The following is a 12,284-nucleotide window of genomic DNA, read 5'->3' on the forward strand; positions in this document are numbered from 1 at the left end:
GATGTTCCCACTAGCGAAAGGAGGATAAAAATGTCAAGTAGACAAATTCAAGTGACTAATTCTGAATTAGAAGTCCTAAAATTTATTTGGAAATCGGAACCTGTTCCATCTGGTTCTATTACACATGAAATGAAGTTATGTAATAATTGGCACCCATCTACCTCAAAAACGCTCATTAAAAGATTATTAGACAAACAAACAATTTGTTACAGTACAGTAAACAGGCGGCGCTATTATTCAGCAATAATTTCTGAACAGGAATTTTTATTATTTGAAATCCAACGAATAATGTCAGGAATGAATAGTGAATGTATTGCTGAAATAAGCAGCTATTTAGCTGAGTTGGATAACTCAAATAAAATGGAGGTAATTCATGATAACAAAACTTAATATTTATGGAATGACCTGCGCATCTTGCGCAGCAACAATAGAGAAGAGTATTGGTGAATTGAACGGGGTAAAATCAGCCAATGTCAATTTGGCTACAGAAATATTGAAATTGGAGTACGATGAAACCAAAATAAATAATCATACTATTATCAAGACAATGAAGAGTATTGGATATGATGCCGAATTACGGAGTCAAACTGAATCCACTAATTTTGGAATTAGTGGAATGACTTGTGCATCCTGTGCAAGTAAAATTGAAAAAGCAGTGTCTTCTATTGAAAATGTAACATATGCCAGTGTGAATTTAGCAACAGAAAAACTTTCACTAACTACTTCAGATCCAAATGTACTTAGCAAAGTTGATGAAGTTGTTTCAAAACTTGGCTATACTCTATATTCACTTGAGGAAAACACCGATCAGGAAGAAAAAAAGAAAAATGAGCTAAAAAATATTTGGAGACGATTCATTGTATCCACTATTTTCACAATACCCGTTTTGTATATTGCTGGTGCGCACATGCTCAATTTACCTCTTCCTCAAATAATTGATCCTATGGTAAATCCAATTACTTTCGCTTTAATACAGCTATTTCTCACTATACCTGTTATCTTTGTGAGTCATTCTTACTACACGATAGGATTTTCTTCGCTTATCAAAGGACATCCAAACATGGATTCTTTGATTGCTCTGGGTACAAGTGCTGCTTTCTCATATGGCGTTTTTGCAACTTGGCAAATCATTCAAGGAAACGATTCATATACAAATGAATTGTACTTTGAAGCAGCAGCAGTAATTTTGTCTTTGATAACTTTAGGAAAGTACCTTGAATCTTTAACAAAAGGAAAAACTTCTGAAGCTATAAAAAAACTCATGGGACTTGCACCTAAAACTGCAACAATAATTAGAGATGGCATTGAATTATCGCTTCCAATTGAAGCAGTTGTAGTGGGAGATACGATTATCACAAAACCTGGTGAAAAATTACCAGTTGATGGCATAGTTATTGATGGGAGAACTTCAATAGATGAATCCATGCTTACTGGTGAAAGCATACCTGTTGAGAAAAAAATTGGGGATAAAGTTATTGGTTCTAGTATAAATAAAAATGGATTAATTAAGTATGAAGCAACTCGAGTTGGTGAAGATACGACATTATCACAAATTATAAAATTGGTGGAAGATGCACAAACTTCTAAAGCTCCTATTGCAAAATTAGCTGATATTATTTCAGGTTATTTTGTGCCAATTGTAATTCTTGTCTCATTAGTAGCTAGCGTACTCTGGTTTATATCAGGACAGAGTATTCTATTTTCTCTAACTATTCTAATTTCAGTGCTAGTAATCGCCTGTCCTTGTGCTTTAGGTCTTGCAACACCAACTGCAATTATGGTAGGAACTGGTAAAGGAGCAGAAAATGGAATTTTAATTAAAAGTGGAGAAGCATTAGAAACTACCCATCAGTTAAAAACAATAATTTTTGATAAAACTGGAACAATAACTGAGGGGAAACCAATTGTGACCGATATCGTAACAACAGAAAATATTGACAAAAATTTCCTTTTATTTTTAGCTGCTTCTGCTGAAAAAGGTTCTGAACATCCTTTAGGTGAGGCAATTGTATTAGAAGCAAAGAAAAACAGCATTGAATTAGTTGATCCGACTTCATTCGAAGCTTTGTCTGGTTTGGGAATCAAAGCAAACTTAGATGGGCTAGACATTAGTCTTGGAAATGAAAAATATTTTGAAACCCAAAATATTGATATTAGTAAATTGAAAGAAGATTCAAACAGGCTAGCCTCTGAAGGAAAAACCCCTATGTTTATTTCAAACAATCAAATACTTCTTGGAATTATCGCCGTTGCAGACACCGTCAAACCAACTAGCATGTTTGCAATTGAACAACTAAAAAAACTAGGAATTAAAGTAATTATGTTAACAGGTGACAATAAGCGCACGGCAAAAGCAATTGCAAAACAAGTAGGTATTGATTATGTTATTAGTGAAGTATTACCTCAGGATAAAGCTCAACATGTAAAGACTTATCAGGCAGAAGGGCAAAAAGTTGCTATGGTTGGAGATGGTATTAACGATGCTCCAGCACTTGCTCAAGCAGACATAGGTATAGCAATTGGTTCTGGAACAGATATCGCAATCGAATCAGCAGATATAATATTGATGAAAGATGACCTTCAATCTGTTCCTACAGCAATTGAATTGAGCAAAAAAACAATCCGAAACATTAAGGAGAACCTCTTCTGGGCTTTTGCATATAATATATTGGGAATACCTGTAGCAATGGGAGTTTTATACATTTTTGGTGGCCCTCTTCTAAGTCCGATCATAGCTGGCGCAGCAATGAGCTTCAGTTCAGTCTCAGTACTTTTAAATGCACTTCGACTAAAAAAATTTAAACCAAGAACAAGAAAGAAGGAAACATTATGACATCATATATGCAAACTGTATCTATAGATGGAATGAAATGCACTGGTTGTGCAACAACTGTTAGAAATACATTAGAAACTAACAAGCCACTGTCTGTAGAAAAAATTGATTTGAAAAAAGGAATTGTTACTTTTAAAACGGACTCTAGATTATCTCTTACTTTAATCAATCAATTATTAAAAGATACTAAATATACAGCTACTAAAGAATTCAATTAATAAATAAAAGATGTGGAGATAATTACACAAAATCTCCACATCTTTTATTTATCCTATTTGTGAAATCAATATAGGAGGATTTTTATGAATAAACTAAGTAGAAATTGGATATTATTAATTGCTGCAATAGCATTAATACTTGGGGGATTAGGAATTTTTATTGTTCAGCAAAAAAACATTCGTACTTCCTTCTCAGATTCCCCATCAAAAGAAACAATGCAAGAAGAAAGACCTAATAGAAATACGATGGGAAATATGATGACAAACGAGCAAAATATTGAACTGAAAAATATTAGTCAGTCAGAGCAGCCCTTACTTATACCACCACTATTAGAACCTGATTCAGAAAATGATGAAAATATATCTTATAATATAACTGCCAAAGAGGGCGAGTTTCAAATCAAAGAAGGGAAAAAAACAAAAACTTTAGGTTATAATGGTGACTTTCTAGGCCCTGTCATCAGAATGAAAAAAGGCCAAAAAGTGACATTAATAACTACCAATGAAATGAAGTCTAAAACTTCATTTCATTGGCATGGCTTAAAAATCCCTTCCGAAGTTGATGGTGGACCCCATCAAGTCGTAGAACCAGGAGAGAAAAAAGTGATTTCTTTCACTGTCGACCAGGATGCCTCTACACTATGGTTCCACCCACATCCCGAAGGAGAAACTGCATCACAAGTCTATAAAGGTTTGGCAGGATTAATGTATATAGATGATGAAAATTCAGATTCTTTAAATCTTCCAGACAATTATGGAAAGGATGATATTCCGCTAATAGTTCAAGATAAATCATTTGATTCCGATAACCAAATTGATTATGAAACCGATTTTTATTCGGATGGCACCCAAGGAGATACTTTGCTTGTAAATGGCACTATCAATCCTTATATTGAAGTAAATAGTAGATGGATGAGGTATCGAATAATCAGTGGTTCCAACTCAAGAAATTTTACCTTTTCCTTAAAAGATAATCAACCATTTTACCAGATAGCATCAGATGGAGGTCTACTAAATTCTTCTACTAAATTGACTTCATTAACGCTATCACCCGGAGAACGTGCTGAAATTTTAGTAGATACTAATGATTACAAAAATGGTGATACTCTAAAATTATTGGCAAACAACACAGTTGCACTGACGATGAAAATAAATAAAAATAAATCGAATACCACCTTTGAGCCTTCAAAGAAGCTTAATTCTATAAAAGACATAGATACAGAAAATTTGGATAAACTAGATAGACAAAAAATAGATCTAAAAGGTATGTCGCATATGGTAAGTATTAATAATAAACAGTTTGATGCAGATAGAATTGATCTCTACAAAAGAGTGAACACTCAAGAAGTCTGGGAAGTAAACAACATTTCTGGCATGATGGGCGGTATGATCCACCCCTTTCATATTCACGGTGTCCAGTTTCAAATTATCTCAAGAAACGGACAGCTCCCACAAGCTAATGAACGTGGATGGAAAGATACTGTTTTAGTAAATCCAGAGGAAACAGTTGAGCTACTCGTAGAATTCGACCATGAAGGTGTTTTCATGTATCATTGTCATATATTAGAACATGAGGAATATGGAATGATGGGACAAATGGAAATAAAATAAATGTAGTAAAGGAAAGATTTTATATGAAAATTTTAATTGTGGATGATGAGACTAAAATATTGGAAATCATTGACGCATATCTAGTCGCTAACAAATTCTCAGTTTATAAAGCAACAAATGGATCTATGGCATTAAGTAAGTTTGAATCTATTAATCCCGATTTGGTTGTATTAGATTTAATGTTACCCGATACGGATGGATTAACTGTTTGTAGAAAAATCAGAGAAAGTTCAAACATCCCGATCATTATGCTAACTGCCAAATCTGATGAAGAGGATATACTTACAGGACTTCAATTGGGCGCAGATGATTACATGGTAAAACCTTTTAGCCCTAAAGAATTAGTTGCAAGAATTCAAACAGTTTTACGCAGATCTGAGACATTAACGAATCCCAATAAACTCTCCATCAATAAGGGGGAGTTACTGATTTACCCAGAGAGTCGTCAAGTATATCTTCATCAAATTGAACTTAATCTTACAACAACGGAATTTGATATTCTATATACTTTAGCTTCTACTCCCAATAAAGTTTTTTCTAGAGGTGATTTGATAGAGAAAATTAAAGGAACAGAATTTGATGGATTAGATCGGAGCATTGACTCTCATATAAAAAATCTAAGACACAAAATTGAGGCTGATCCTAAAACGCCTAACTATATATTAACAGTGCATGGAACTGGTTATAGATTTGGTTATCAAAAATGAAAAAACGAACGATCAGAACGCAACTAACTGTTTCCTTTTTAGTAATAGCTACTCTAATTATAGGTTCCTTAAGCTTGATTACACTTGGCCTAACTAATAATCATTTCAGTAAATATGTAAACGAGCGACAAGAGGACTTGCTAAATCAATATGTAAACACAATTGATTTGCTTTGGATAAATAACAATGATACTTGGAATCTTGATGAACTCTCTACTCTCTCTGATAAAGCAATTGAAAGTAATTTCTATTTTTCTATAGAAGATAAACAACAAAATACCATTTGGGAACTTCAAGGAAAAAAATTGGAAGCAGCACAAATAAAGTTAAAAGAAAACGCGTTAAGAGTATCTGAAACAAAAAGTGTAGAACTAGATAAGACCATTACAGTAACAAAAGATTTGATTAGTAATGATAAAGTATTTGGTGTAATAACATTTTATTATTTGGGGCCATTTGCATATACTGAACATGATGCAATGTTCATTTCAAGTATGAAGCAAAGTCTAATGTATGTAGCTTTTACTGCCTTTCTTGTTTCATTTATCTTTGCATCATGGATATCAAAAAGATTGGGCCTGCCTCTAAAACATGTAAGTGATTTGACACATCAACTAACACGAGGAGAATATTCATTAAAAATCCCACAAGAGACTTCAATCATTGAAATTAATTCGCTAATTGATTCATTAAACGATTTGAGTAGCCAACTTGAAAAACAAGCGGGTCTCCGCAAAAGATTAACTACGGATATTTCTCATGAATTACGTACTCCATTAGCTACTTTAAAAGGAAATATTGAAGCTATGATTGATGGAGTTTGGGAGCTAACTCCTGATCGTTTGCAGTCTTGTTATGATGAAGTAGATCGCTTAACTCGCCTAATAAAAAATATTGAACTAGTCAACAAAATCGAGACAAATTATGATAATTTGGAAAAAACTAATTTTGATTTATATCAACTTTGTGAATCTGTTATAGATAATTTTGCAAGTAAAATTGAAGAAAAAGCCCTAACTGTGAATGTACATGGCGAAAAAGTTAATCTTTTTGCAGATAAAGATAAAATAAATCAAGTACTAACAAACCTGTTAAGTAATGCCATCAAATTCACTCAAAAAGAAGGGAAAATAACATTCACAGTGAAGAAAGAAAACAAAAATGCTCTTTTGATTATTGAAGATAATGGCATTGGCATTGAAATTGATCAATTGACTCATATATTTGATCGATTTTATATGGCCGATCCTTCTAGGAGCAGAAATTTGGGTGGACAAGGTATTGGGCTTGCAATTGTAAAAAGTGTTGTAGAAGCACATAATGGTACTATTGAAGCAAAAAGTAATTTAGGATTAGGAACAATCTTTACTATTAGCATTCCTTTGTAATAAACCAGATGGAAAGGTGGTGAATTTATTGTTTCAACAACATCTAAAAATTTACAATTTGATTTGCGAATGCTGGGCTAAAAAGATATTTTATCAATTAATTTTTCTTGAACAAGTTGATAAAATACTTTTGGACATACAAACACGCTCTGTAATCGTATTCTCAAAAACACGTTTATCGATTGAATCTTTTGAGGAGGCCCTTCAAACAAAACATTTTTTGGATTTTGAAATAGTCAGTGATTAACAAAAATTAATTATTATGGAGGTATTTCATGAAACGAAATATTAGTATTATATTCCTTAGCCTAGGTACAATTTTAACCCTGGCAGCTTGCTCCACTCCTAATACAACGAAATCATCTACAACTTCTTCTGAAAAAAATGAAACGACAATTAGTAGTACTATGGACAGTATGGCTGGAATGAATCATGATGGTGTTGTTCCTGATGGTATGAAAGACGACTCTAACCCAAAGTTTCCAATAGGAAGTTCTATTATATTATTGGACGATCATATGGATGGAATGAATGGTGCTGAGGGATATGTTGTAGGAGCTTACAAAACTACAATCTATGAAGTGAGTTATGATCCTACAAATGGTGGAGAAAAAGTAAGTAATCATAAATGGGTTGTACAAGAAGAACTCAAAGACCCAAGCAATATTGCAGCAAAGGGTGATACAGTCATATTGAACGCTGAACATATGGACGGAATGATGGGTGCAACTGCGACTGTTGATGATGCTATTAACGGTACAGTATACGTAGTTGACTACACACCAACCAATGGTGATGAGATGGTAAAAAATCACATGTGGGTAACTGAAGATGAAATAAAAATTAATGAGAAAGGAGAATAAAAAATGACAAAAAAAGCGAAAATATTGTTTATTAGTATGAGCATTCTATCATTAATTGGATTATTTAGCCTATTTAATCTTGGATATTCAGCACTAGCAAATTTATCCAGTTCTAAATATGAGAACCGAACAGTTCGAAACGGTAATATGATGTCACAACTCAATTCCAATAACTATTCGGATCGTTGTAACAATAGGAATAGTTTACAGTAACCCCTTACAATGGAGTAGAATAAAACTAACTAAATGAGCTTTATTCTACTCTTTTACAATCAATAAGTTTATTAAAATGAAGCCCGTTCTAAAAAAATCAATCCTCATTACCAAACACTTTAGACTAGCATGATGATTAAAATAAAATAATGATCCTTTCAGATAAGAATTCGTCAAGAAATCTTTTTTAGTCTTTGAAAATACCTTCTTCATTTCTAATTACTAAATTAAAACAATTGGACAACTCATTTTCTTTTGATGAGCAACTAGTTTATAGGAATCTTATCAAGAATTTATTGAATCTATCTAATAAGCAATACCAATTATTTTCCAATTCTCTACTTCTTGTAAAATGATATTGTATTCAAAATTATGCATTATTTTAGATGTATTATTGAGATATTTCACTACAACTATTGTCTGAATTACATCTCCTTTTCGTTGATAGATAGGACTAACTAATTCTACAAAATTTAAGTTACTATTGATTGGTTGCATTACATCATTCTCTACATAATACTCAAGTTCTTTTGCTGACGCTGTTGGATAAATCTTGAAAAATGTCTCTAAAAACTCGGTGATTTCTTCAGTCGTTTTAGCATCAATTTCTGAATCATTTTCTACTTGTTTTATTTCATATTTCACTTTCTCTGGTTTTCCAATCATTGTGGGCAAGCTGGACACAATATGGTTGCCTTTCTTATCTTCATATATTGTCACTCGATATGCAGATGAAACTTGCTGTACTTTTTTCCCTTCTGTAATCTTTTGATCTACTAAAAATGAAACAACAAATTCTTCCAAGTGTTTTTCCACATTAATAATTTTGACTGACTGTACCTCAGAACTAGTGGGAATATCCGCTCGAACCATATCTTGACTTAAAGTCACCCCTTCCTCAGTCAGATATTGTTCAAGATTATCCATTCTCTTTTCAATGACTTCTTTATCATTCTTCCATGAAAAATACTCTTTCGCAAAATCCATCGTGAAATTTTCAACTCCAGAAGTATTCACTATTTTTTCTTTCACAACCACTTTCTCATGAGCCGTGTGCTGATCAATCGCCGTGAAATTTTTGTATATTCCAAAAGTGAGACTGCAAAACAATAAAAACCAAAGGGCAAGCACCATTTTTCGATGCTTGCCCACTGTAATTACTCGTTCTTTCTTCTTTTTTGGAATCTTCTCCTTCTGGCTTCGTTCAATTTTTATCTTCATGTTCATTCCTCTTTTCTCTTATTTATATCGCCCTGCTCCAATAAGATGCTGCTGCCAATAGGGTTCTGTAAGATTCATCCAGCCCACTGGATCTCCCGCATGAAACATCCGATTCTCTCCTGCATAAATTCCGACATGAGTCACGTAAGTACCTGCATCATAAGTTGAGTGAAAGAAAACCAAATCACCTGGTTTGGCATCTTTTAGGTCAATATGAGTCATGGCATCATACTGATCCTGTGCCACTCGTGGAAGTTTCAGGCCAACTTTGGCGTAACACCATTGAGTCAAGCCACTACAATCAAAACCAGTTTCCGGACTCGAACCGCCAAATACATAAGCGGTTCCTTCATATTTAAAAGCTTCATCAAAGATCTTTTGTACGGTTTCGTCATCAAATTTACTAGTGGTGAGATATTGTTTTACCAACAAACAATAAAACATATTCCCATAGTTATAACGCCACCCACCATTTTCCTTAATCGCGATTGGATTGGGGTAATCAACTTTTTGACCACCTGATTTTTCTTTTGAAAAGAATTCCGCCAAAGCAAAACTATGCTTCTTTCCATTTTTTGCGACGTGATCTATATAGCCGCCACCATAATTATAGGCTTGGATAATACTATCTTGATCACAACCTAACTCTTTGGCTCGTTTAACCAAGGAAGCAAAATAGAGACACCCCTGTTTAATGGATGCCTCAGTACTTAATGAATTAGGTGGTAAGCCAGCTGATTCAGAGCTTTGCATCACATCTTTTGCTGTACCACCCGACTCCACTTGAATAATTGCCAAAAGAATCGGTACATAATCTGAAATGTCCGATTCCTTGGCATACTTTTCTACCAGTGACCGATGCTTTAAAACTTCCTCAGAGACACTACTGCCACCGGGAGAGGTACCAGAACTGTTGCTTCCTTCACTATCCTCACCAAATAATAAGCCGACACACAACAAGATGCCCATAAGAGAAATCGTCAGGATTGATAACGAGATTGTACTCAATTTTCTTATGGTCATTTAGACTCACCCGACCTTGGTTTTGGACGAGTTTTTATTCTTCTTTGTACTTTTCGATTGCCTGCTTTTGCAAGAATGGATCGCTTCTTCGCCTGTTGGATAGGAGTCACTTTTCTTACTGGTTGATTGTTTTCTTTCGTACTCAATTTTTGATTTGAGAGTCTTCGTTTGATTTCAGGATTCGAATTTACTTTTACAATTCGATTAGCCGGTGCATTCTTTGGTATCTTACTTTTCTGAGATTTGGATTCCTCTTTTATCGGAACATTGGTCCTACCTTTTCTATGACGATTTGCTAGATCTCCCAATACTTTCCGCTTTTCAGCCATTTTTTCATCTCTACGTTGTCGTTGTTTTTCTCGCAACTCCGCTCGATTCGCTTTTTCTTGGACAAGTCCACGCTTGAATTCTTCTGGTGCTTTTTTCGTCTTTTCGATTTCTTTATGCAGATTGTATTTCAAATTAGTTGGCGTATTCCGCACTTGATCCTTTGCTCGTTGTGCTTTGTCTTTTACCATTGATTGGGTATCTAGTACCTTGCCGATTTTTCTTCCGGTCAAATTCATTCGAGATTGTTTCTTATTTATTGAAATTGGATTTTCCTTATTCGGGTCAGATATTACCTCTTTATTGTTAGATAATGATGGATTCTTTCGTGGAGAAAAACCAGGAGACTTCAATCTGGATATTGATTGATCTTTTGCTAGTTTTCCGCCAACTGCTGCACCACCACCAAAAGCCAATGTTCGCCCTACATTTCGATTAAGTTGCCGTAACTTTCGATTCATTAACATTTGAGGTTTTCGCATGACGCGCCTTCCCATTGACTGGCTATCATTGCTTTGAAGGTTGAACATGCTCATAATGTCCCCTAATTTGAAATAGATTCCAGCAAAAGTCACAATTTGCAGAAAGGCCACCATAAAGAAAGGATAGGTTGCCGAAATATTGAAAAACATGGTGGAAACACTAAATGCAGTCGTAATCACCAACGTAACTCCAGCTCGCATCATAATCGTATTGAACAAATGAATGATTGCTTTCTTCCCCAAACTTTCATAAGTCGGCAACATGGACAGTAAGAAACTAATGGGCAGAAACATCGCAAAGATAATGAAGAGAATTTGCGAGAATAACATAATCCCTGTCAGTAGAAAAACAAAGAAGGAGATACCAATGTTGAACAACACCAAAAAGACCACGGTCCCTAATCGGTTCATGGTCTTGGTGATACTTAGATTCGCATTGTCGTTTTCTTCAATTTCCGCTTTGACTGCCTCTTCTCGATCCTTACCTTTCTTTTCATCTGGACTGACAGATAAAATCTTGTTGACTCGCTCCTCCCCAATTTCTTCAATATTGGAATCACCAAATTGCAACAGTAGCCATGGTTGTTGTACTTGAATGGAAAACAAGCTATCCCGGATCAAATCCACACTATCTTTTCCTTGGCTTTCCGAATTGGGGACCACAATCTCGGTTCCAAGGCTAAGAGCAGCTTCACTAACATCCGAGCTAAAGTCATTGATTTTCGTAATATAGGTAGGCGCATAAGCAATAAACGATCCTGAGAGTAGAAAGATTATCACAAAATTAATCACAGCCCGGACTGCTTTCGTAGTTTCTCGTTTTAATAATCCGGTATACGTCACATAAGCTCCTAGAACCAAAATCATCAATAATAGAAACCCAAAGTAAAATCCCGAGGTCTGGAGCCCATTTTCGTTTATGCCAGCGAGTGTTTGAATATTCTTCCCAATACTTTCCGCCGTATCTGAAATGAAATCTAACTTATAGGCTTCTTGAACCACATAACCCCTGGCATTCGACAGATACAAACTAACCGTCCAAATAAAATTGGTAATGGCATAAAGGCCATACATCACGCTCTTGCCTAAGCCATCCCCCCAATTCCAAGGCAGCCAATCCCAAGAACTATCAACAAAGAAATCTAATTGGTAGTTGTTTAGAGAATATTGGGAATAAAGATTTCCGGCTTTCACTGTATCATCAACAAGTCCCGTTGCCTCCGCCACCGTCCCAACTAAGCTCAAAAGAATGATAAGAGAAATTAGACTAACCAAAACAATTCCCACACTCCGAAAAAGTTTCTTTTTCATCCCCTCACTCCATTCTCTCTTGAACCGGCGGACGGGTATCAAAGGCATGGAAGAGTTCTTCAAAGACAGGATGGACTTGAACCACAC

The 12,284-nt window shown here is 34.9% G+C and carries 10 protein-coding genes; 7 read left to right on the forward strand and 3 right to left on the reverse strand.

What is annotated here, in order from left to right; all coding sequences use genetic code 11:
* Window positions 1–30: 30 nt before the first annotated feature.
* The 7 genes from AB5Z52_RS08045 (at window position 31) to AB5Z52_RS08075 (ending at window position 7,620) form a co-directional block, all read left to right on the forward strand.
* On the forward strand, window positions 31–390 hold the full coding sequence (locus tag AB5Z52_RS08045) for a BlaI/MecI/CopY family transcriptional regulator (RefSeq protein WP_075492184.1): 360 nt from the start codon (window positions 31–33) through the stop codon (window positions 388–390).
* Complete coding sequence (locus AB5Z52_RS08050; RefSeq protein WP_010776397.1) at window positions 374–2,833, forward strand: heavy metal translocating P-type ATPase; 2,460 nt, start codon at window positions 374–376, stop codon at window positions 2,831–2,833. The genes AB5Z52_RS08045 and AB5Z52_RS08050 overlap by 17 nt, the downstream gene beginning before the upstream one ends.
* A complete protein-coding gene (locus tag AB5Z52_RS08055) occupies window positions 2,830–3,051 on the forward strand; it encodes a heavy metal-associated domain-containing protein (RefSeq protein WP_016171823.1) in 222 nt (73 codons plus the stop codon). Before AB5Z52_RS08050 ends, AB5Z52_RS08055 begins: the two co-directional genes overlap by 4 nt.
* An 84-nt stretch (window positions 3,052–3,135) precedes the next feature.
* Complete coding sequence (locus tag AB5Z52_RS08060; protein WP_086270995.1) at window positions 3,136–4,662, forward strand: multicopper oxidase family protein; 1,527 nt, start codon at window positions 3,136–3,138, stop codon at window positions 4,660–4,662.
* Between the two features lie 23 nt (window positions 4,663–4,685).
* Entirely contained in the window at window positions 4,686–5,369 is a 684-nt protein-coding gene (locus AB5Z52_RS08065; protein ID WP_086270996.1) for a response regulator transcription factor, read from the forward strand.
* Window positions 5,366–6,757, forward strand: coding sequence for a cell wall metabolism sensor histidine kinase WalK (locus AB5Z52_RS08070; protein ID WP_016171820.1), 1,392 nt, complete (start codon window positions 5,366–5,368; stop codon window positions 6,755–6,757). Before AB5Z52_RS08065 ends, AB5Z52_RS08070 begins: the two co-directional genes overlap by 4 nt.
* A 275-nt stretch (window positions 6,758–7,032) precedes the next feature.
* Window positions 7,033–7,620, forward strand: a complete 588-nt coding sequence (locus AB5Z52_RS08075) for a YdhK family protein (RefSeq protein WP_010776402.1) — start codon at window positions 7,033–7,035, stop codon at window positions 7,618–7,620.
* A 519-nt stretch (window positions 7,621–8,139) separates the two neighbouring features.
* On the opposite strand, the gene AB5Z52_RS08080 is transcribed toward AB5Z52_RS08075, so the two are convergent.
* From AB5Z52_RS08080 to AB5Z52_RS08090, 3 genes are read right to left on the reverse strand one after another with little or no spacing between them, the layout of a single operon-like run.
* Complete coding sequence (locus AB5Z52_RS08080) at window positions 8,140–9,054, reverse strand: conjugal transfer protein (RefSeq protein WP_010776404.1); 915 nt, start codon at window positions 9,052–9,054, stop codon at window positions 8,140–8,142.
* Window positions 9,055–9,072: 18 nt separating this feature from the next.
* Window positions 9,073–10,077, reverse strand: a complete 1,005-nt coding sequence (locus AB5Z52_RS08085; protein WP_368243522.1) for a lysozyme family protein — start codon at window positions 10,075–10,077, stop codon at window positions 9,073–9,075.
* Window positions 10,074–12,197 (reverse strand): CD3337/EF1877 family mobilome membrane protein, encoded by a 2,124-nt coding sequence (locus tag AB5Z52_RS08090; protein WP_368243523.1) that lies wholly within the window; start codon window positions 12,195–12,197, stop codon window positions 10,074–10,076. The genes AB5Z52_RS08085 and AB5Z52_RS08090 overlap by 4 nt, the downstream gene beginning before the upstream one ends.
* Window positions 12,198–12,284: the final 87 nt, after the last annotated feature.

Origin of the sequence: Enterococcus sp. RTP21361st1_A6_RTP21361_211029, from assembly GCF_040910045.1 — a bacterium.
Lineage (GTDB): Bacteria > Bacillota > Bacilli > Lactobacillales > Enterococcaceae > Enterococcus_D > Enterococcus_D gallinarum.

What these genes read in the sequence shown, in the direction of transcription:
- AB5Z52_RS08045 (WP_075492184.1), top strand. Translation starts at nt 31, where the DNA reads ATGTCAAGTAGACAAATTCAAGTGACTAATTCTGAATTAGAAGTCCTA.
- AB5Z52_RS08050 (WP_010776397.1), top strand. Translation starts at nt 374, where the DNA reads ATGATAACAAAACTTAATATTTATGGAATGACCTGCGCATCTTGCGCA.
- AB5Z52_RS08055 (WP_016171823.1), top strand. Translation starts at nt 2,830, where the DNA reads ATGACATCATATATGCAAACTGTATCTATAGATGGAATGAAATGCACT.
- AB5Z52_RS08060 (WP_086270995.1), top strand. Translation starts at nt 3,136, where the DNA reads ATGAATAAACTAAGTAGAAATTGGATATTATTAATTGCTGCAATAGCA.
- AB5Z52_RS08065 (WP_086270996.1), top strand. Translation starts at nt 4,686, where the DNA reads ATGAAAATTTTAATTGTGGATGATGAGACTAAAATATTGGAAATCATT.
- AB5Z52_RS08070 (WP_016171820.1), top strand. Translation starts at nt 5,366, where the DNA reads ATGAAAAAACGAACGATCAGAACGCAACTAACTGTTTCCTTTTTAGTA.
- AB5Z52_RS08075 (WP_010776402.1), top strand. Translation starts at nt 7,033, where the DNA reads ATGAAACGAAATATTAGTATTATATTCCTTAGCCTAGGTACAATTTTA.
- AB5Z52_RS08080 (WP_010776404.1), bottom strand. Translation starts at nt 9,054, where the DNA reads ATGAAGATAAAAATTGAACGAAGCCAGAAGGAGAAGATTCCAAAAAAG.
- AB5Z52_RS08085 (WP_368243522.1), bottom strand. Translation starts at nt 10,077, where the DNA reads ATGACCATAAGAAAATTGAGTACAATCTCGTTATCAATCCTGACGATT.
- AB5Z52_RS08090 (WP_368243523.1), bottom strand. Translation starts at nt 12,197, where the DNA reads ATGAAAAAGAAACTTTTTCGGAGTGTGGGAATTGTTTTGGTTAGTCTA.